This is a genomic window from Anaeromicrobium sediminis, assembly GCF_002270055.1.
Classification (GTDB): domain Bacteria; phylum Bacillota; class Clostridia; order Peptostreptococcales; family Thermotaleaceae; genus Anaeromicrobium; species Anaeromicrobium sediminis.
Window position 1 is genome coordinate 35,984 of the sequence record NZ_NIBG01000023.1, and the last position, 22,797, is coordinate 58,780.

General features: G+C 30.3%; 16 protein-coding genes and 1 pseudogene. 10 read left to right on the forward strand and 7 right to left on the reverse strand.

Annotated elements, in window-relative coordinates:
- Positions 1 to 235: 235 nt before the first annotated feature.
- Complete coding sequence (gene cls / locus CCE28_RS18145) at positions 236 to 1,699, forward strand: cardiolipin synthase (RefSeq protein WP_095135147.1); 1,464 nt, start codon at positions 236 to 238, stop codon at positions 1,697 to 1,699.
- Positions 1,700 to 1,796: 97 nt separating this feature from the next.
- Here cls and CCE28_RS18150 read toward each other — a convergent pair whose 3' ends face one another.
- Both CCE28_RS18150 and CCE28_RS18155 read right to left on the reverse strand, forming a co-directional pair.
- Entirely contained in the window at positions 1,797 to 2,189 is a 393-nt protein-coding gene (locus CCE28_RS18150) for a hypothetical protein (RefSeq protein ID WP_095135148.1), read from the reverse strand.
- A gap of 48 nt (positions 2,190 to 2,237) precedes the next feature.
- Complete coding sequence (locus CCE28_RS18155; protein WP_176461908.1) at positions 2,238 to 3,125, reverse strand: LysR family transcriptional regulator; 888 nt, start codon at positions 3,123 to 3,125, stop codon at positions 2,238 to 2,240.
- 136 nt (positions 3,126 to 3,261) lie between these two features.
- On the opposite strand from CCE28_RS18155, the gene CCE28_RS18160 reads away from it, so the two are divergent.
- Positions 3,262 to 4,218 (forward strand): DMT family transporter, encoded by a 957-nt coding sequence (locus CCE28_RS18160; protein ID WP_095135150.1) that lies wholly within the window; start codon positions 3,262 to 3,264, stop codon positions 4,216 to 4,218.
- 159 nt (positions 4,219 to 4,377) lie between these two features.
- Positions 4,378 to 5,772: an NAD(P)/FAD-dependent oxidoreductase gene (locus tag CCE28_RS18165; RefSeq protein ID WP_095135151.1), complete on the forward strand. Its 1,395-nt coding sequence runs from the start codon at positions 4,378 to 4,380 to the stop codon at positions 5,770 to 5,772.
- A gap of 48 nt (positions 5,773 to 5,820) precedes the next feature.
- On the opposite strand, the gene CCE28_RS18170 is transcribed toward CCE28_RS18165, so the two are convergent.
- Positions 5,821 to 6,648 (reverse strand): endo alpha-1,4 polygalactosaminidase, encoded by an 828-nt coding sequence (locus CCE28_RS18170; protein ID WP_095135152.1) that lies wholly within the window; start codon positions 6,646 to 6,648, stop codon positions 5,821 to 5,823.
- Positions 6,649 to 6,825: 177 nt separating this feature from the next.
- On the opposite strand from CCE28_RS18170, the gene CCE28_RS18175 reads away from it, so the two are divergent.
- From CCE28_RS18175 to pelG, 5 genes are read left to right on the forward strand one after another with little or no spacing between them, the layout of a single operon-like run.
- Positions 6,826 to 9,033 (forward strand): NAD-dependent epimerase/dehydratase family protein, encoded by a 2,208-nt coding sequence (locus CCE28_RS18175; RefSeq protein ID WP_095135153.1) that lies wholly within the window; start codon positions 6,826 to 6,828, stop codon positions 9,031 to 9,033.
- Positions 9,026 to 9,922, forward strand: a complete 897-nt coding sequence (locus CCE28_RS18180; RefSeq protein ID WP_141228383.1) for a tetratricopeptide repeat protein — start codon at positions 9,026 to 9,028, stop codon at positions 9,920 to 9,922. The genes CCE28_RS18175 and CCE28_RS18180 overlap by 8 nt, the downstream gene beginning before the upstream one ends.
- Positions 9,915 to 11,729 (forward strand): DUF2194 domain-containing protein, encoded by a 1,815-nt coding sequence (locus CCE28_RS18185; protein ID WP_095135155.1) that lies wholly within the window; start codon positions 9,915 to 9,917, stop codon positions 11,727 to 11,729. The genes CCE28_RS18180 and CCE28_RS18185 overlap by 8 nt, the downstream gene beginning before the upstream one ends.
- Positions 11,730 to 11,731: 2 nt before the next feature.
- Positions 11,732 to 13,138 carry a GT4 family glycosyltransferase PelF gene (gene pelF, locus CCE28_RS18190; RefSeq protein ID WP_095135156.1) on the forward strand — a complete coding sequence of 469 codons (1,407 nt, stop codon included), beginning with the start codon at positions 11,732 to 11,734 and terminating at the stop codon, positions 13,136 to 13,138.
- Between the two features lie 4 nt (positions 13,139 to 13,142).
- Positions 13,143 to 14,594, forward strand: coding sequence for an exopolysaccharide Pel transporter PelG (gene pelG / locus CCE28_RS18195; RefSeq protein ID WP_095135157.1), 1,452 nt, complete (start codon positions 13,143 to 13,145; stop codon positions 14,592 to 14,594).
- Between the two features lie 45 nt (positions 14,595 to 14,639).
- Here pelG and CCE28_RS18200 read toward each other — a convergent pair whose 3' ends face one another.
- On the reverse strand, positions 14,640 to 15,998 hold the full coding sequence (locus CCE28_RS18200) for a YjiH family protein (RefSeq protein ID WP_242973022.1): 1,359 nt from the start codon (positions 15,996 to 15,998) through the stop codon (positions 14,640 to 14,642).
- Between the two features lie 503 nt (positions 15,999 to 16,501).
- Between CCE28_RS18200 and CCE28_RS18205 the strand changes: the two genes are divergently transcribed.
- Positions 16,502 to 17,320 carry a purine-nucleoside phosphorylase gene (locus CCE28_RS18205; protein ID WP_095135158.1) on the forward strand — a complete coding sequence of 273 codons (819 nt, stop codon included), beginning with the start codon at positions 16,502 to 16,504 and terminating at the stop codon, positions 17,318 to 17,320.
- A gap of 44 nt (positions 17,321 to 17,364) precedes the next feature.
- Positions 17,365 to 17,451: pseudogene (locus tag CCE28_RS23050) on the forward strand (hypothetical protein); the annotation flags it as partial.
- A gap of 153 nt (positions 17,452 to 17,604) precedes the next feature.
- Here the strand turns inward: CCE28_RS23050 and CCE28_RS18210 are convergent.
- The 3 genes from CCE28_RS18210 to CCE28_RS18220 all read right to left on the reverse strand — a co-directional run bounded on the left by CCE28_RS18210 (position 17,605) and on the right by CCE28_RS18220 (position 22,657).
- Positions 17,605 to 19,440 (reverse strand): PocR ligand-binding domain-containing protein, encoded by a 1,836-nt coding sequence (locus CCE28_RS18210; RefSeq protein ID WP_095135159.1) that lies wholly within the window; start codon positions 19,438 to 19,440, stop codon positions 17,605 to 17,607.
- Positions 19,441 to 19,829: 389 nt separating this feature from the next.
- Positions 19,830 to 21,050, reverse strand: coding sequence for a peptidase T (pepT, locus tag CCE28_RS18215; protein WP_095135160.1), 1,221 nt, complete (start codon positions 21,048 to 21,050; stop codon positions 19,830 to 19,832).
- 92 nt (positions 21,051 to 21,142) lie between these two features.
- On the reverse strand, positions 21,143 to 22,657 hold the full coding sequence (locus CCE28_RS18220) for a YfcC family protein (protein WP_095135161.1): 1,515 nt from the start codon (positions 22,655 to 22,657) through the stop codon (positions 21,143 to 21,145).
- Positions 22,658 to 22,797 lie beyond the last annotated feature (140 nt).

Sequence of the window (22,797 nt, forward strand, 5' to 3'; positions counted from 1 at the left end):
TATTTAAACAATTTTCATAATCATGATTATGTTATTGTACGGAATTGTTCATATGTAATATACCCATAGAATAAATCTAAAAAAAATTACAAAAAATACGTAAATCAATGAAAAATCCATTTGTACATAAGCAAGTATGGTATTATAGGATTACTTATAAAAAAATAAAAGAAAATGATAGGGCCTTAAGGGATATAATTAGAAAAGAGTAAGGGAAGATTTAAGGAGGCAAAATATGAGCTTATTAGGTTTTGGAGTCCAAGTTACTACAGGTATTAGCATTATATTTCTATTAAATATGATACTTGCCTTTGTGGTTATATTTTTTGAGAGAAAACATCCTTCCTCCACGTGGGCTTGGATAATGGTATTATTACTTATTCCTGTTGTGGGATTTATACTTTATTTACTATTTTCTCAGAATTTAAGTAAAAGAAAATTATTTAAGTTAAGAAAAGAAGAAGAAGAAGTAACCACCAGAATGAAAGAACATCAGTTAAAAAATATTAATGAAGGAAAAATTCAATTTAAAGATCCATCCATGTCTCAATATAAAGACATGATAAGAATGAATTTATTAGAAGAGAATGCTGTACTTAGTCAAGATAATCATATAGAAATATTTAAAGAGGGAGAAGGCAAATTTAAAGAACTCATAGAATGTATAAAAAATGCTAAGGATCATATTCATATAATGTACTATATTTTTAGAAGAGATGAACTTGGTATGAGGATAGTAAATGCGCTTATCGAGAAGGCTAGAGAAGGAGTAGAAGTAAGATTTATATATGATGCTATAGGAAGTAAATTTGTAAAGAGAAAATCCTTTAAGGATTTACAAGAAGCAGGTGGAAAGGTAGAATTATTTTTTCCATCATCTATACCTATAATAAATCCTAAGGTGAACTATAGAAATCATAGAAAGATAGTAGTAATAGATGGAGAAATAGGATTTGTAGGTGGATTTAATGTGGGAAATGAATATTTAGGTCTAGATAAAAAATTAGGTTATTGGCGAGATACCCACCTAAAAATAAAGGGTGGAGGTGTAGGGGGACTACAATCTAGATTTATATTAGATTGGCGCTTTGCATCTCATGAGCCTATGGATGATCTACATAGATATTTTCCAATGAAGACATGTGATGGACAAGCAGGGATTCAAATAGTTTCTAGTGGACCAGATTCTCAAAAGGAACAAATAAAGTATGGGTATATTAAGATGATAAATGAGGCAAAGAAAAATGTTTATATACAGACTCCATATTTTATACCAGATGAAAGCATGTTAGAGGCCTTAAAAATAGCAGCATTATCTGGGATAGATGTAAAAATAATGATTCCTAATAAACCAGATCATATATTTGTATATTGGGCTAGCTATTCTTACGTGGGGGATTTATTAGACGCGGGAGCTGAAGTTTATTTATATGAAAAGGGATTTTTACATGCTAAGACTTGTGTAATAGATGGGAAGGTGGCCTCTGTAGGGACGGCCAACTTAGACAATAGAAGCTTTAGGTTGAATTTTGAAGTGAATGCATTTATATATGATAGAAAAACTGCAAAGGAATTAGAAGATATATTTATGGAAGATTTAAAGGAATGTAGAAAAATTACTAAAGAAGAATATAAGAATAGATCTAGTTTGATCAAATTTAAAGAATCCATATCTAGACTAATAGGGCCTCTTCTATAAGGTCTATAGGTGAGCTAACAATCTTAAGGAATCTGTAAGGAAGTTTAAAATAAAATAATAACTTTTAGTAAAGGTTTATCTAAATGTAGATAAACCTTTACTCGTTTTTAAAATCATGAAGTGTATAAACTATATTTCCGGAATTATCAGGAGTTTGGGACCATTTAATTGTATTGGCTGGAGCAGCTGATAAAAAGAATTTGTTTGTATGATCATTAGTAGAATGGATAAACTCAAATAAAACATATTTTCTATGTTGATCAGAGTCATCGTAATAGTATATTACTCCTCCTTTAAGGCCCATATTACTATGATCATTTACTTTAAATATGATTCCCTTATGACCTGGTGGAATGGAGCTTATAGGACATTTTTCAAACTGTCCATCTATTAAGTATTCTGTTTGGTATTTTAATTCTACAGGAAGGTTATTAATTACTTTTATTGTGGAACAATTGCAAAAATCAGTATTCTTCATATTATCACTCAAAAAAATCCCTCCAAAAGCTAATAATATACATTATATGTATACAATAACTTATTGGGTACTCTTATCCACTAGATTAAATAATGCATTTATTGGTGGTGATATCCACTTATCCTTATGGTAAGTAATATTATTAGGTATGGAAAAGGTCTTATCCTCCATAAGAACTTCAAATAATTCTTTATTAGCTAACTCTTCTTTTACTGTAACTCTAGGTAAAAATGATAGTCCAAATCCACTCTTTACAAGTTGCTTTATGGCAGCGATACTTTCAAATTCCAATGTGGACTTAGCCATGACTCCATGGATTCCTAAGTATTGTTCAAACAATGTTCTGTAATGGCTTCCCCTTTGAGTTAATATGAAATTTTCATTTATTAAATCAGAGGGTACTAAGTATTTTTCCTTTGTAAAGGGATGATTTTTATTTACTATTAGAGTTAAAGGTTCATCACACAGGGCCTTTTCTATTATATCAGGGTGATTGGATGGTTTGTTTAGTGAAAAGGCCACATCTATCATATTTTTCCTTATCCAATTGGGGAATTCATAACAATGGCCAATCTTAATTTTTAAATCCACATGAGGATATAAGCTTCTATAATCACGAAAGAGTTTTGGATATTTAAATACACAAAGACTTTCTGTCATGGCAATGGTCAACTTTCCTTTTATGATGGAAGAAGATGAAGATATGGTATTTTGAGCTTCTTCGCATAAATTTAATATTTTTTTTGCATAAAATAATAAGGTTTCACCATCTTTGGTAAGATATACATCATGACCTAATCTTTCAAAGAGTTTGGTATCTAACTGGTTTTCTAATTTACGTATTTGATCTGAAATACTAGATTGGGCATAATTGAGTATTTCAGCCCCTTTAGAGAAACTTTTATTTTGAGCTACTACTAAAAAAGTTCTAAGCAATTTAGTCTCCATAAATAACACTCCCATGTCTATCGGATAAACCGATATTCTATATCAAATATATCTATTTTACTGTTATATATATGTATGTTAACATGAAATTGCCTTAACTTAGTATAAAAATTTTAAAAATCAAGAGGGGTTGAATATGAGTAGAAAAATGCTTTATATGTTACTTGTTGTTACAACCATGTTTTGGGGAGCATCTTTTGCAGTAGTTAAAATGGCCATGGAGGATTTGACACCTGCTCAATTATTATTTTTAAGATGCATATTTTCAGCAGCCATATTCTTTGTAATCTTATTTAGGGTACCTAAAGAGAGAAGAATGAAAAACATGAAGGATTATGCTTATACGGCTTATTTAGCTTTCATTGGAATAACAGGATATTTAATAATTCAATACACAGGTCTAAAATATACATCTACTGTAAATGCATCATTGCTAGTAGGCATAGCACCCATAGTAGTAGCCATATACTCTGTAGTTGTATATAAGGAAAAGATGAGTAAAATAAAAACAATAGGTCTTTTTGTATGTATTATGGGAATAGCACTCACCATAACCAAGGGAGACTTAACGAAAGTAACTATCGGTAAAAATTTATTTGGTGATATGTGCATGATCATAAATGGATTTATGCTAGCAGCCTTTTCCATAGGTGCAAAACGGATTTTAAAGAAATATGATTCTCTTGTAGTGGTAGCTTATATGTATATTTTAGGAACTATTATGATGATTCCTGTAGTAACCGTACCAAATCCATTATCACCAATACCTATAATAAATAAGATAGGCTCCATAAGTATATGGACCTATATGTCAGGACTATATCTTGCTATTCCTTGCAGTGTATTCGGTTTTTATATTTGGTATAAGGCCATTGATGAAATTGGAGCAACACAGACATCTGTATTTAATTATATAAATCCTTTAATTGCAGCCATAATATCTGTCATGTATTTTAATGAAAATTTAACAGCATTCACATTTATAGGTGGAGTTTGTATAATAGTAGGCGTATTTTTAAATAATGCGGAAAATCTGCTACAAGGGAACTGGCCGAAGAGAATATTTTTAAGAAAGAGAAAAGCCTATACTTAGGCTTTTTTTTATTTACATAAATATTAATTATTTTTTATATAAAGACATAATACAACATGAAAATACAAAACGTTATCAAGAAAAAACTTGAAATAATTCGTTATATAACGTACAATTTTAATGTATGGCAAACTATTATGCGAAAGTGAGGAGTTTTGTATGAATTATGACGTTATTATAATCGGAGCAGGACCTTCCGGAATATTCACAGCATTGGAGTTAGTGAGAGGGGGCTCTCATAAAAAAGTATTACTAATAGAAAAGGGCAGAAAAATAGAGAGAAGATATTGCCCAAAGGATAAAACTAAAGAATGTGTTTCATGTAAGCCCTATTGTCACATAACTACAGGATTTTCTGGAGCAGGAGCTTTTTCTGATGGGAAATTATCTCTTAGCTATGAGGTAGGAGGAGATTTACCAAGGTTAATAGGAAGAGAAAAAGCCCAGGAAGCTATAGATTATGCAGATAAGATTTACTTGGAGTTTGGAGCAGATACTAAGGTTGAAGGATTAGGAAATGTAGAAGAAATCAAAGGTATAAGAAGAAAGGCAATAGAAGCAGGTCTGAAACTTGTGGATTGTCCCATAAGACATTTAGGTACAGAGAAGGCTCAAGAAATATATTTTAGAATACAGGAACATTTAATTAACAATGAAGTAGAGATTAAATTCAACACTACAGTAACGGATTTAGTTATAGATGAGGGATGTATAAAGGGCGTAAATATAAAAGACTCCATGGGTGATACAGAAGAAGTCATATATGGAGATAAGGTAGTAGTATGTACTGGAAGGAAGGGTGCATACTGGCTTAAGAATATGTGTGAAAATCATAATATAGATCATAAAGCAGGAACTGTAGATATAGGTGTAAGAGTAGAAGTTAGAAATGAAGTGTTAGAGAAAGTAAATAATGTTTTATACGAATCAAAGTTAATAGGTCATCCTAAGCCATTTAAAAACAAAGTAAGAACCTTTTGCCAAAATCCTGGAGGATTTGTTAGCCAGGAAAATTATGATAATAATTTAGCCGTAGTTAATGGACATTCTTATAAAGAGAAAAAAAGTAATAATACTAATTTGGCTATTTTATGCTCACATAATTTTTCATATCCTTTCAATAAGCCTATAGAGTATGGTAAAAAGGTTTCAGAATTAGTGAATATGTTAGGAAACGGAAAAATATTAGTTCAAAGATATGGAGATATACTAGATGGTAAGAGAACTTGGCAAGAGGAACTAGAACAGTCAAATGTGGTTCCCACATTACCGGATGCAGTGGCAGGAGATTTAACATCAGCCATATCCTATAGAACCATGACTAATATATTAAACTTTATAGAGGCCATGAATGTGGTTGTGCCAGGATTTGCTAGTAGAGAAACCCTATTGTATGGACCAGAAGTTAAGTTTTATTCAAATAAAATAGAATTAGATGAAAATTTTGAGACTAATGTAAAGGGTTTATACTGTTTAGGTGATTCTAGTGGATGGACTAGGGGCCTTCAAATGGCATCAGCCATGGGAACCTTAATGGGAAAAATATTAGGATAATAAAAGGGAGTATTTAAGATTCTAAATCTTAACTACTCCTTTAATTATTTATAGATCTATACTTCTAGAGACATAAGCTTTGAAATTTAAATCCCTATATATATTAGTAATTTTCCTATTTAACCTTCTATTTTTAGAGTATTCTATAACATATATATTAAACCCGTGATCCTTAAGGGAACTTAAGTATTCTATTGTATAATTAATATCTGTATTACTTTTCTTAGAAAATATATTATATTTGTAATCATCTATACTGGTATAAACTTCTTCCTGGTTCATTCCATACAAGAAATTATCCACATTAATATTTTCAGAGAAGGCTTTATTAATAAATTCATAACCACCATTTATGATTATGGGTTTATTATAGGAAGTATTTAAAGTATTTAGTATGGTGTAAACACCATCAAAGGTTTCACTATTCTTATATATGGAATAAACATCCACATTATCTATGAAAAAACCATCAATACCCTTGTCTGAAAGGTCTTTAGCTAAAGTGTTAACTAGATAATTTTGCCATTGTTCATTGGAAACATCTATCCACTTTTCATCATGCCAATTTTCATAATCATCCAATGTTATATTTTTGAAATTGTTATAGTAGGGTCTAAATTCTTCTAAGGAACCTATATTTATATAACTATAGACCTTTACACCTTTTTTATGTAAATAATCTATATTCTCCTTTGTAAAATAGAAGCCATCAATTACTACTTCCTCGTATTTGGAAAGTTTTCGAATCTCTCTAGGAGATGATCCTATGAAAACTCCATAATCATATGAGAGGGCCAACACTTCATCATCAGTTCCTGTTAATAAAAATAAAGCTAAAATTATTACTATAAATGTCGTATAGACACTTCCCTTCATTGCAAGCACCTCCAGTATTCTAATTATATTATAAATGAATTTTAATCATCTTTGTGACACAATATTAAATCATTAAAAAATTGGAGAATGTAAAAAAACATAGGTCATTTAGTGAAAAGTGGGCAAAATAAATTATAAGAACTAATTCTCCTTTCTTTTATAAAGGTGGTGAATAAAATGAAAGTCTTAATTACTGGTGGTTATGGATTTATTGGATCCCATGTGGCAGATAGATTTTATAAAGAGGGACATGAAGTATACATAATAGATAATCTTTCAACGGGAAAAGCTGAAAATGTAGAAGTTAAACATAAATTCTACAAATTAGGTATTGAAGATAAAAAGTGTGAAGAAATATTTAAAGTAAATAAATTTCACGTAGTAATTAATCTTGCAGCCCAAGTAGATGTAAATATGTCCTTGAAAAATCCCCGATTAGACGCTCAAGTTAATATTATGGGACTAGTAAATATGCTAGAATTATCAGCAAAATATGGAGTCAAAAAGTTTATTTTTGCATCTTCTGCAGCAGTTTATGGAGACAATGAAACACTGCCACTTACGGAAAAAAGCAAGATAAGTCCTATTTCTCCCTATGGAATAAGTAAATTAATAGGAGAGTATTACTGTATTAAATGGAATGAAATCTATGGACTTAATACTATAGCCTTTAGATTCTCTAATGTGTATGGTCCTAGGCAGGGGGTAAAGGGAGAAGCTGGAGTAGTTTCTATTTTTTTAAAGAAACTTATGAAGGGAGATAAATTAACTGTCTTTGGAGATGGAGAGCAAACTAGAGACTATATATATGTGGAAGATGTGGTTGATGGAATATATAAGAGTACTATGGTATCAAATATTAGTGGTGTATATAATTTATCTACAAATACTGAGAAGAGTTTAAATGATCTATTAGAAGTTTTAAAGAGTCTTGAATCTATAGAGGAGATCCTTTATGGAGAAAAGAGAAAGGGAGATATTCTTCATTCCAGATTAGATAATACTAGAGTAAAGAAGGATCTTAATTGGAGGAATATTTATTCATTAGAAGAAGGCCTTTCTAAAACCTATGAGTGGTATAGGCAAAACTGTAAGTTAAATCACATGGATACTAGTAAAGAAGTGAAGGGTAAAAATAAAAAAAAAAGATTTAATAGATTAATGAGGATCCTATTACCTTACGCTGAAAATATATTAATATTTATAATATTATTTTACATGTGCTTAAAAGGCATTGGGACAAGTCCCTTAAACAATGATCTATACACATTCTCAAGTATAATTTATATAGGTTTAATGGGCATATTATATGGTAAGAAGCAATCAAGTATATCCATATTCTTATCTATTATTCTATATGTGTTTGGATACTTAAGAGTAGGTGGAGATATAATAGTATTGTTTTATGAACCTAAGCATTTAATAATAATAGCCATATATGTTTTAATTGGGACCACAACAGGATATGTCCTTGATAAAAAGAATCGAGTATTGGATTTTAAAGATTTAGAAATAGAAGCTTTAAAGGAAAAATACAGCTTCTTGTATGAAATTTACGGAGAAACAAGAGAATTAAAGGATGAATTTGAAAAACAAATAATAAACTCAAAGGATAGCTTCGGGAAAATATATAGCATTGTTGAACAATTAAAATATCTACAAAAGGAAAAGGTATATAGTGGTTGTGTAGGTGTCATAGAAAGTATAATGGAAACGGATGAAGTGGGCGTATATACAGCTAGTCATAAGGGGGAATTTTTAAGATTAAAAGCTAAATCAAGAAAAAATAATTTAAAAATATCTAACTCTATAGATTTAGGTAATCTAACTGAAATTAAAAATATGATTGAAAAAAAAGAAATATTTATAAATAATAATTTAAATCCAAACCTTCCAATTATGGCAGCTCCCATTGTAAAGGACAATAGGGTATTTGGAATAATTGCAATATATAAAGTGAAATTTGAAAAATTAACCTTATATTATGAAAACCTATTTAAAATTTTGACAGGTTTAATATCTGATTCTCTTTCCATGGCATATGTTCATGAACAAAGTATCATGTCTGAAAAGTATATAGAGGATACTTTTATTTTAAAAACCAATGAATTTGAAAGTGTCTTAGAAACTATTAAACAAAAGTATGAAAAGTTTAATATGGATTATTTATTATTAAAAATTAACACTTTGGAACCTTACAAAAAAATTAGTGGAAAATTAAAGCCTATTATAAGAGCTGATGATTATATAGGCCTTGGAAAAGACAATAAACTATATTTATTACTAACCAATGCAAAAGTTAAAGATATGGATATAATAAGTCATAAGTTAAAGAGGAAAGGGATACATGTATCTTTAGTACAAGGTGGTCAGTATGTTGAATAAGTTTATAATTTTACATATTAGTATAAGTATAGGTTATTTGTTATATGGCCTTTTTAAAAAAGAAAGAATAGAAGCCATTAATGAATTTTTATTAGTTTTTATGATACCCCTATTAGGAATAAGCCATTTAATATTAACTAAATTAATAGGTACACAAATTAAAGATTCAACCCATATATTAAATTCCTATGGAGAATATATAAAAGGCAAAAATCAAGTTTTTCAGATAGAAGGTATAAACCTACCTAAAAAAATAAATACCATATCAATGGAAGACGCTTTAATATATAACACTAATAAGGAAAAAAGGCAATTGTTATTGGATGTTTTAAAGGGGGATTATTCTCAAAATATATCCATTTTAAAAAGTGCATTAAATGATGAAGACTCAGAAACTTCTCACTATGCTGCATCTGCATTGATGAGAATAAAGGGTGAATTAGATAAGGATTTGCAGTTGAAAGAAGTTCAGTATGAAAAAAATAAAGATTCTATAGAAACAATAAAAGAATACATTGAAATTGTGAAAAAGTATATGGAAAGCGGATTATTAGACCAATTTACACATTATAAATATAGGAGTATATATTTAAATTTACTAAAGCTTATATTATCTAAGGAACAATCCCCCCTATACTATGAAGAAAAAATTCATTATGAAATTAAAGTTGGAAATTATGAGGAAGCTAGGGAATATTGTGAAAGCTATTTAAATGAATTTGGCCTAGAGGAAGGGCCCTATTTATCATATATAAAGCTATATTATAATTTAGGAGATTATAAAAAACTATATGAGAGTATAAATTCATTAAGAAATTCATCTATTAGATTATCACCTAAAGGATTAAAAATATTGAGATTTTGGATGGAAAGGAAAAAATATGTATAAAAAATCTATAATATTAATATTACTTGGATTAATATTTACAGCAGGCATATTTCAAATTACTAGGTTAGATATTATAAATAAAGCAACTAAAAATGTAAATGTTGCAAAGGAAATTGGTGATCCTATAAAAATTAATATTCCTTCCCATGTGAATAAAGAAAAATTTTTAATTATATATGATGAGATGGAGTCTGGAAGTTTAAAAATAAGAGGCCATCTAAATAAAATTTTGAAGAAGTATATGAAAAAAAATATAGTAGAAGTTAGCGTAAATGAACATATAGAAGATTTCCATTATGATACTATAATCATCGCCCTTGAATATATAGATAATATAAAAAATCTTGAGAATATAATGAACTTTGCCCAAGGTGGAGGAACTCTTATTTTTATGGAAAGACCTTTGGATGGAGAAAATTTTAATAAAATACATGAATCTCTTGGAATAGTAGATCATAAGGGTCTACTAGATATTCGGGGAATAAAATTGAAAGAAAATATATTAATAGGTGTTAAAGAATTTCAAAGCAATGAAGAATTTATAGAAAATTCATCAATGGATGTAATACTAAATGATAAATCAAGAGTATATGCCACTTCCTATGATGATATCCCGTTACTTTGGAGCAATAATTATGGCCATGGAAAGATCATTGTTTTTAATGGAACAATCACTAATGAGAAACTAAATACGGGCCTAATGGCCGGTATCATAAGTTTAAGTAGGGAGGATTTTATTTATCCCATAATAAATTGCAAGTTAGTACATATAGATGATTTCCCTGCTCCTGTACCTGAAGGAATAAATGATAAAATTTATAAGGAATATGCTAGAACTATTCCACAATTTTATAGGGAAATTTGGTGGGGAGATATGCTAAAATTCTCAAAAAAATATAATATAAAATACACTTCATACATAATAGAAACCTACAATGACAGAGTACGTGAACCCTTTAGTCAGGATGATCCTAAGGCTAAAAATTATTTATTAATATATGGGAGAGAAGTATTGAAACATGGTGGAGAAATTGGAATACATGGATATAATCATCAATCATTGGCTCCAGAGGGTTATATAAAAGAAGACTTAGGATACAATCCCTGGGACAGTGAAGAAACTATGGTAGGTGCCGTAAAAGAAGTAATAAACTATGGTCATTCCGTATTCCCCCACTACACATTTAGAACTTATGTACCTCCTTCAAATATTTTAAGTCCAGAGGGAAGGCGGGCCATTAAGAAGGGAATGCCTCACTTAAAAATAATATCTGGACTATACCTAAAGAATTATACAGGAGATGTGTATGAACAGGAATTTGAAATAAGTGAAGATGGCATAATCGAGTTTCCAAGGCTAACCTATGGATATACTAAGAGGGCTGATGAATTGTGGACAATCTATAATGGAGTGAGTTTATTTGGTGTATTTTCACACTTCATACATCCTGATGATATATTAGATACCCATAGAAGTGATGGTAAAAGCTGGAGTGAACTTAGTAAAGAGTTTGAAGAAATTCAAGAAGAAATCTATAAAAAATATGGATGGCTAAGGGCAAATACCACCTCAGAAGCAGGAATAAACTTAATAAAATATGAAGAGGCAGATCCATACATTAAATATGGTGAAAATGAAATAGAAATCTATTGCAATAACTTTAGACCTAATATGTATTTTATACTTAGAACTAATAAAGCAATAAAGAAATTTGAAAATTGTAAAGTGCAAAATATTGATGAAGGTATATATCTTATACAACTAGAAGATAGCAAGGGAACCATATACACTGAAAAAAAGGAGTAATTATGAAGATTTGTCTAATTGCAGAGGGAAGTTATCCTCATGTGGCAGGAGGGGTGTCCAGCTGGACCCAGTCTTTAATAGAAAATATAAAAGAACATGAGTTTATAATCTATGCCATTGGAGCTGAGAGTAAAAATAGGGGCGTATATAAATACAAACTATCCTCTAATATGGCCCATATTGAAGAAGTGTTTTTAGATGAGATCCTAGATTTAAAAGGATTTTATGGTAAAAAATTTAAAATAACTGGTCAAGTAAAAGACAATATAAAATCATTAATAGTAGGCCAACCAGTAGACTTTAATATACTCTTTGATTTCTTCCATAATGGGAAAATAGATAATCTAATGGATTTTTTCATGAGTAAGGACATGTTTAACATAATAAAAGAAGCTTATGAGGAAGAGTACAATCTTATACCTTTTAATAACTTCTTTTGGGCTGTTAGGTCCATGATTATTCCACTATTTTTCCTTATAAAAGTGAAGGTTCCAGAGGCTGATATTTATCATAGTGTATCAACAGGATACGGAGGAATTATAGGAAGTCTTGCAAATTATATTTATAATAAACCTTTTATATTAACTGAACATGGTATATATACTAGGGAGAGGGAAGAAGAAATAATAAAATCCAATTGGATAGAGGGATATTTTAAAGACATGTGGATTAAATTTTTCTACAATCTATCTAATTGTGCTTATGATAAGGCGGACAAGATAATATCCCTCTCTGAGAAAAATAAACATATCCAAGCTGAAATAGGCTGTAATATGGAAAAGATATATGTAATTCCAAATGGAATAGATGTGAGTAAGTTTAGTCATATACCTGGGAAGGATCCTAAAGATAAATATATAAACATTGGAGCAGTTCTTAGGATAGTACCTATAAAAGATGTGAAAACTATGATAATGGCTTTTTATATGGTAAAGGAGCAAATAGATAATGCAAAGTTTTATCTAATGGGCCCTACAGATGAAGATGAAGAATACTATGAGGAATGTAGGTCCTTAGTTGAAAATTTAAATCTAGGAGATACCATTTTCACAGGAAGAATAAATATAAAGGAATATTTAGGGAAAATGGATATACTAGTTTTAAGTAGTATAAGCGAAAGTCAACCCCTAGCCATATTAGAGGGATTCGCATGTAGAAGACCCTTCGTAACTACAGATGTGGGAAGTTGTAGGGAACTCATATACGGAAAGGACCACTATGGACAAGGAGGATTTGTGGTACCTGTAATGAATTATGAAAAATTGGCATATGAAATAATTAAACTGTGTAAGAATAAGGACTTAAGGGGAAAGATGGGAGCTAATGGATATAATCGAGTCTTAAATCTATACACATTTAATAAGTTTATTGAATCATATAAAGACATATATAATGGTTTTGGGATGTGATAGGGTGGCTGGAATAGGTTTTGAATTAAAGAAGTTGTTTAGTAAAGAGGGTTTTTTTAACCTAATTAAAGCATACTTATATTCTACTTTAGTAACAGTAGGTCCTTTCATATTATGTACCTCCATGATTATAACAATACAAATTATACTTAAATACTTGAATATGGATTTTTTAGAGAGAGAAATTTTTTTGGCAACGGTAGTTTATGCATTTATATTTTCTCAAATTATTACTAGTGGTTTTTCCATGGTAATAACTAGATATGTGGCAGACAGACTATATGAAAAAGAATTTGAAGAAATATTGCCATCTTTATATGGAATAATAAGTATATGTATAGCTATAGGAGGCGCAATAGGTATTATCTTTTTATATAGATCTTCTATGGGTTGGAAACTTGCCTTAGCATCCTATCTATTATATATTCAATTAATTATAATGTGGCTTGAAACAGTGTACTTAACTGCGTTGAAAGATTATATAAAAATATTTAAATCATATGTTTTAGGTGTAATAATTAGTATTGTACTCTCTTATTGGGTACTTAAAACATCTAATTATAAGTCGGCTCTAGGTCTTTTAATGGCCATGGATATGGGAATATTTATAATAATAACTTTTTTAATGGCATATATTAAAAGCTTTTTTAAAAGTACCAATAATACATACTATGGGTTTTTAACATACATGGATAAATATCCAGAGCTCTTCCTTGTAAACTTTTTTTATACTCTATCCTTATACATACATAATTTCATATTTTGGAATAGTCATATGTCTGTGACTATTGTAGACACATACAAATATTGTCCAACCTATGATGTACCAACTTTTTATGCCTTTTTATCAATAATTCCTGCCATGGTCATATTTGTAGTATCTGTTGAAACTTCCTTTTATAACAAGTATAGAGAGTATTATTCTTTAATAACTGGAGGAGGAAATTTATCTGAAATAGAAAATGCGAAAAATAACATGGAGAGGGTTCTTTGGGAAGAAGTTAGAAATCTCATGGAGGTTCAGATTTTCTTTTCACTAATTGGAATTATACTGGGAAATATATTTTTACCTAGATTAGGATTAAATCATTTATCCATAGATATATTTAATATATTAGTTTTAGGAGCCTATGGAAATATAATATTCCTAATTACAATCTTACTACAATTATACTTTGAAGATAGAATAGGGGCCCTTGTAGTTTCCTCTGTTTTTATTATAACTAATACCTTATTTACATTAGATTCTCTTAAACTAGGTGAAAACTTTTACGGATTAGGATTTTTCCTATCGGCTTTTACAAGTTTAATAATAAGCTTAATGAGACTTGCATATTTTTTAGACAATATAAATTATTATACTTTTTGTTCCCAGCCAATCATATATAGGGAGAGAGAAGGTATATTTCATAAAATACTCAAATTTTTTGGACATATAAATGAAAAAGAGAAGTAGATATCTACTTCTCTTTTTCCTACGGAGTATTATGCTTTAAATCATCTAAAAGATGATATGAGCCATGAAAACAATAACAGGTAGCGTAATAAGAGTACGCTCTATGAATATTATAATTAAATCCTTCACTGAAACTGGAATCTTTGATCCTAATAAAAGACCACCCACTTCAGACATATATATTAATTGTGTAACAGATACACATGCAACTATAAATCTTGTCATATCACTTTTTATACTAGTAGCTATAACTGATGGTAAGAACATATCTGCAAAACCAACTACTAGAGTTTCCGATGCTGCAGCAGCTTCTGGTACTTGAAGTAACTTTAGTAGAGGAATAAATGGAAGTCCTAACCAAGTAAATAAAGGTGTATATGTGGCGAATATAAGGGCCAATGTACCCATAGCCATAACTACCGGTGTTACTCCTAACCACAAATCTAATACATTTTTCATTCCAGATTTGAAGAATTCTGTTGGATCAACATTCTTAGAAGCCCTTTCTGTAGCTTTTTTAAAGCCCCAAGTAAAAGTCGTATACCCCTTTGGAATTAATTCTGTATCATCCTTCTTTATACCACCAAAGTAAGTATCTGGCTTTTTAGATAGTGGTGGTATACGTGGTACAATTATTGCAGCAGTTACACCTGCTAATAATATGGTTAAGTAATATGGTACAAATAAATGTTGAAGATTTACTTGAGCAATAACTACTAAACTAAAGGTTATGGAAACGGCAGAAAATGTAGTTCCTATAACAGCTGCTTCCCTTTGAGTATAGTAACCCTCTTCATATTGCTTACTTGTAAGAAGTACACCTACAGTTCCATCTCCAAGCCATGATGCAATACAATCTATTGATGAACGTCCTGGTAATGTAAATATGGGACGCATTATTTTAGTTAATAATGATCCGAAAAATTCAAGTAACCCGAAATTTAATAATAAGGGTAAAAATAAACCTGCAAATAAGAATACGGCAAATAATACAGGTAATAAATCATTTAATAAAAGTCCTCCCGTATCTCCTGACCAGATCCATTCTGGACCTATTTGGAATAAAGTACATAGGGCAAATACTGCACCTAATATTCTTGAACTAAACCATAGGGGAGACACATTAAACAATGTGTTTAAAAATTCATTATTCTCTACAGCTTTTGGTTTTAATATTTTGGCTCCCATAGTACCAATGAATGTAAGAACTATTAAGGTAGCAGTTATTCCTGGTAATAATGATCCTAATGTATTTTGTACAAGTCCAGATAATATGGCTATAGGAATTGTAATATTTCCATTATATGAAATAGGAGTCATAAAAAGTAGTATTCCCATTAAAGACGGTATTATAAATTTTAATAAATTATTGGAGGATTGATGATTAGTTATTAATTTGTCCATGTCCTAGCTCCTTTCAATTATTATATGAGACTTTATTCATTATAATGCATAAATATAGAAAAGCCAATAGTTTTTATGCAAAAAATTAGGAAATAAAATATGGAAATTCAGTAAAATACACATAAGAAATGGATGGACATATAAGGAGAAAAGGTCATATCCATAAAATGACATAAACATATTTATAAATTGTATTTGACAAAGAATTAAAAAAAATGTATATTATATGTGTATAACATGAAATATGAAAGCGTTATTTCAGCGCAGGCCTTATACCACCTTTAAAAGGTATATTAGGGTGATAACACGAAATAATTCGTCCCTTAGATAAATAATTTATCTAAGGGGCTTTTTTTATTACTCAAAATCAAGTTAATAAAGGGATTACATATTCCTTTAAGGTTATAGATAGTTATATAACTAAACTTTCATGTCTTGGATATTATATCCAAGGCGACCCCTTTTTTTAAAAAACTATTCAAATTATGAAGGAGGAAAGTAAAATGGATTTACAACAAAAATTACAAGAATGTATGAACTACATAAAGGAAAAGTCCAAGTATGAACCAAAAATTGGTTTAATATTAGGATCTGGATTAGGTGCATTGGCTAACGAAATTGAGGATAAGGAAATCTATCCATATAATGAGATTCCTAACTTCCCAGTATCTACAGTAGAAGGCCATGCAGGACAACTAGTAATTGGTAAATTAGAAGGAAAAGTTGTTGTTGCAATGCAAGGACGTTTCCATTACTATGAAGGATACTCTATGCAGGAAGTTACTTTCCCAGTGAGAGTAATGAAATTATTAGGAGTGGAAAAGTTAGTAGTTACTAATGCTGCAGGAGCTGTTAATGCAGAATTTAAGCCTGGGGACTTAATGATTATTTCTGATCACTTAAATCTTTCAGGAGATAATCCATTAATGGGTAAGAATCTAGCTGAGTTTGGACCTAGATTCCCAGATATGTCTAATGCTTATGACTCTGAATTAAGAGGTAAAGTAAGAGAGATTGCTAAATCTTTAGACATGGAAATTAGAGAAGGGGTTTACGCTTGTATGAGCGGTCCAAGTTATGAAACTCCAGCAGAAGTTAGAATGGTAAGAATATTAGGAGCAGATGCTGTAGGTATGTCTACTGCACCGGAGGTAACTGTTGCTGTTCATAGTGGAATGAAAGCAGTTGGTATTTCTTGCATGACTAATATGGCTGCAGGAATATTAGACCAACCATTAGACCACAGCGAAGTTATGGAAACTTCTGCTATGGCTAGAGAAAAGTTTGTTGTATTAATGAGAAATATAATCAAAAATATTTAGTTTATGACTTTGTCACAATCATAAATCTATAAGTACCAGCACCAACAACATTATCAGGAATCGTAGGAATTGTGGGTATATTCCTAGGTTCTAAGATGGCAACATATGCCATAGAAATGATCCAAAAGTAATTATTTCATGAAGTATAAAGTGTTTAAAAAATTCTCAAAAACTTAAAATTCTCTTTATATGAAAGCTCAGATATTCTGAGCTTTATTTTTTTGTTTAGGAATTAATATAGATAAACTACTTCATAACTCAACAAACTCTAGATACTTCTTTAATTATAAGTATATATCCGAAAACTCAATATTTACTTTTTCTATATTTGTTTGTTCACTATAGTTATTCTTTTCTATCTCATGATCTTTGGACAATATCTTAATTGGAAGTTCGATAATAAACTCAGAACCTTGTCCAACTTTACTATTAACAAAAATCTTTCCTTCATATAATTCAACAAGAGCTTTAACCAAGGATAATCCTATGCCACTTCCTTCATTCTCTCTTGATAAGGATTTATCTGCCTGTATAAATCTCCCAAATATCTGAGCCCGCTTCTCTTCAGGTATTCCAATCCCTGTATCCTTTACTGATATAATTATACTTTCTCCTTTATCCATCATGTCCACAAGAATTTTTCCACCAGGGTTTGTAAATTTTACAGCATTAGAAAGTAGGTTTAACATAATTCTTTCAATATTATCTGGATCACAAGCTGTTATTTTTTCTTCAACATAGGTATCAAATATAACCTCTATTCCTGTACTTTCTATGTATTCCACAACGGATAATGTTATATTTTCAACAACATTTACAATATCACAATTTGCTAAATCTATTTTAAAGTATCCTGAATCAATTTTTGTAATGTCCAATAAATTATTAATTAATCTCATTAACCTAAAGCAATTTTGTTTCATTATATTTAAATATTTTTCTATTTTATTCTCATCATCTGATATTTTTACTTCTCTTAATATGGAGTTAGTCATTTGTAATGCACTAAATATTACATTAATAGGTGTTTTTAATTCATGTGAAATGTTTGAGAAAAATTCTGTTTTTAATCTATCGTACTCTAAAGTTTGTTCTAATAAAATAGTCTTTTCTTCTACCTTTTTATTTAATTTTTCTAAGTTCCTCCGTTCAGATATATCTCTAGAAACCTCTAAGAACAAGTCTTCTTCATTATTAGGGATAGTAGTTAATACTGTCTCTAATTCTAAAACTTTCCCATCTTTTTTACGAATATATTTTTCTTCTATTAAAGGCACAACCCCTTCTTTTTCTATCAATTCTAGATATTTTTTATAGCCCTCTTCATAGTTTGGATGTACACAAATGAAATCTGATAATTTCTTTCCAACCATGTCTTCTGGATTTTCTATTTCAAGATACTTTGCAGATACCATATTTGCAAACAAAATGGTATCTTTATTGCGCACAATAATACCATAAGGCAACATTTGTAAAAGACTCTTGTATTTATCTTCATTTTCTTTAAGTTTCTTATTTGCTTTAACTAATTCCGATGTACGTTCAGACACCTTTTTCTCTAAAGTTTCATTACTTTTTTGAAGTTTTTCTTCAGCTTCCTTTTGCTTTAGTTGATTTAAGCCCATAATAGAAAATATATTTGCTAATTTTGCATAATATTTTATACTAGCTTCAATTTTATCTGTGGGAATAATTGGAACATGCGACAATGCTTCTAGATATGCATCTACATCATAGCCAAATTCAATTCCTTGCTTTCTAAAGTATTCCTCATCAGGTTCTTCTAAAAAAAAATGACCACAAAATAAATTAGCAACATGTTCTCCTTCAACTATAATAGGTGCAACCGCTTCCATAACACCATTAGGGCATTTGTACAGATAATATTCTTTATTTGCCTCTAATCTATTTGCTACAGACTTATCACTTTCTTTGCACCTAGCTGCACTTATTGGATTTATTCTATGGAATTTAGTACAAAAATTCTGCCATCCTATGCCACTTAATATATTGCCTTCAAGGTCTAAGAGGCCATAGGGAATTTTAGTTATATCATAAAAATCACGCATAAGTTTTTCAAGTTTCTCTATATCTATAATATCAGTAACTTCATACTTCATAGTCTTCTCCACCTCTTACAATAAAGTTTAATCTTTAGTGTGTAAGTTCTCTATTTATTGAGAATCATATTATATTTCCGCTCCATAAATTTAACATAAAAATAGTCTGTAACCTTTCATTTAATATAATTATTATCTTAATTATAAGGAAAGGGGTTACAAACTATGATTAAGGATAATTATATTCCTTTTTCTGTAAAATATGCTCCTGTTTAAATATTCTACAACATTACAAATAACCCTTCAAAACTTCAAAAATATTCAAATATATATTCACATTTTAGTTATATAACCTTATAAGTAAGGATGGGTTATGCTTATATATAATATTAGATTTAATAAAATAACCAGGAGTTTATCCTGGTCATTTTGTGTAAAGTATTATTCACTTATTTAGCATAAGATTTTATAACTTCTACTATAGTTTCTACGGCCTTATCCATAGCTTCTACAGATATGGTTTCAAATTTACCATGGAAGTTAAAACCACCTGTGAATATATTAGGAGTTGGAAGTCCCATATAAGATAACCTTGCTCCATCAGTACCACCTCTTATAGGTTTAACAATAGGTTTTACATCTACAGTTTCCATAGCCTTTACTACTGAATCAACTATATGGATTACTGGGACTATTTTTTCTTTCATATTAAAATATGAGTCTGTAATCACAAGTTCAACTGTACCATCACCATACTTGTCATTTATAAATTGGCAAGCCTTCTCTATTAAAGCTTTTTTACTAAGGAATTTATCCATATCATGATCTCTGATTATGTATTCCATTTTAGTTAATTCAACGGTTCCAGTAAATTCATCGAGATGGAAAAAGCCTTCGTACCCCTCTGTGTATTGAGGAACTTCAAACTCTGGAAGGAGTCTACTTAATTCAGTACCTATTAATATGGAATTTTTCATCATTAACTTTGCTGACCCTGGATGTATATTAACACCATGTACTTTAATAGAAGCAGAAGCCGCATTGAAGTTTTCATATTCAATTTCTCCAATAAAGCCACCATCAATAGTATAAGCAAAGTCAGCCCCAAATTTTTCCACGTCAAACTTATCTGCACCCCTGCCAATTTCTTCATCTGGAGTAAAAGCGATTTTAATATCCCCATGTTTAATTTCAGGATTATTAATAAAGTATTCTATTACAGTGATTATTTCTGCTATTCCAGCCTTGTTATCGGCTCCAAGCAATGTTGTCCCATCTGTAGTAATAAGAGTTTGTCCCTTATAATCTTTTAGATAAGGAAAATCTGATACTCTCATAACAATATCTAATTCCTCATTTAAGACTATATCATTCCCATCATAATTTTTAACTATATTAGGCTTAACATCCTTACCTGAAAAATCAGGACTTGTATCAAGATGAGCAATTAAACCGATAACAGGTCCATTCTCCACATTTCCCTTTAGGGTCCCCATAACATAACAATTATCATCCACATGAGCATCTGCTATTCCTATAGACTTTAACTCTTCTACCAATATATTTGCTAAATCAAATTGAGTCACAGTACTAGGTATACTTTCTGAATTATCATCTGATTTTGTATTAACTACTGCATATCGAAGAAATTTTTCATAAGCTCTTTCCATTGTAATTATCCTCCTCGTTTATATATAAATAAAAAGGAGGTTATCCCATAGTAGAAAATAATTTCTACATTATGATAACCTCCTTGTGTTCTCTAAACTAATGCTTGAACTAATAGCATAACTGCTGAGAATCCTGCAATTATACCCATTAGAGGCATAATGAACTTTAACCATCTGTCATATGTTACATCTACCATTGAAAGTGTAACTAATATAAGACCTGTTGGTGTAATAAATGCCATTAAACCTTGTCCATATTGATATGCACTAACTATAACGTCTCTTGGTAATCCAACTGTATCAGCAAGAGGTGCCATAATAGGCATTGATAATACTGCTAATCCTGATGAAGAAGGAATGAAGAATCCTAATACACAGAATATCAATAACATTAATATGGCAAATATACCGCCATTCATTCCAGAAACAATATTAGTTGCACTATGAAGAATTGTGTCAGAGATTAATCCATTATCCATGATTAAGTTTACTGCACGGGCAACACCAATTGTCAAGGCAACTCCTACAAGGTCAGCAGAACCTGCAACAAAGTTTTCCACTGCTTTCTTTTCACCCATTCCTGAAATTGCACAAATACCTATTCCTACTGCTAGGAATAAAGTAGTCATTTCCATGAACCACCAATCTTGAGTAGAGACTCCCCAAATCATTACAACAAAAGCAAGAGAGAATACTAAAAGCATAAGTTTACGTCTTGAAGTAAACTCTGGAATTTCTCTATTTACATGTACGAATTTCTCTTCTATTTGAGCTTTTTGATCATAAATAAGTGAAGTAGAAGGATTTTTCTTTATCTTTTCAGCATATCTAACTATATATACAATTGTTATAATAGTAGCAAGTACAAGACCAGTACCTCTAAACCATATACCATTCATAAAGGATATTCCTGCAGCATTAGATGCTATAACAGAAGAAAATGGATTAACTGTTGAGAACATAGTACCAATAGATGATCCCATATATAAGGCTGCTATACATACTATTGCATCATATCCTGCAATCATGAAAACTGGAACAAGGATTGGATATAGTGCTATAGTTTCTTCTGCAAGACCAAAAGTAGTTCCTCCTAAAGAGATTAGGAAAGTGATAATTACAATAAGTAAGTATTCTCTACCCTTTGTTGCACGTGAAAGACTTGCAAATCCAGCATCAAATGCACCACTACTATTAAGAACACCTATTATACCACCTATAATAAATACAAACATAATAATATCAACTGTGTCATAAAGACCTTCAATTGGTGCTTTAATAATTTCAAATGGTCCCTGGGGATTACTTTCTAGTTCTTCATAAGTACCAGGGATAGCAACTGCTTTATAAATACTTCCATCAGTAAATCTATCAATATTTACTTTAACTCCAAGTTCATCTAAAGTAGCTTGTGTACCTGGGTATTCTGTAGTAGATCCATCAGGGGATGTTACCACAAACATCTGTGAACCATCGTCATATAAAAGCTTAGCATATGAACCGGCTGGAACTGTATAAGTTAAAATTGATGCAAAAATTAAAACGATAAATAATACAGTATAAGCCGTAGGAAAGCTTCTTTTCTTCTTTGTGTTTTTAGTAGTCATAATATACCTCCAAAATATAATTAGTTCTAAAAATCTAGGATTATTGTTTTATTATATAGTGTTATCTTCCTCCGTTTCTTTCCATGTTTTTTCTGTAGCAATTATAATCATCCACAAGATAAAAATCTCATGAATTTGCC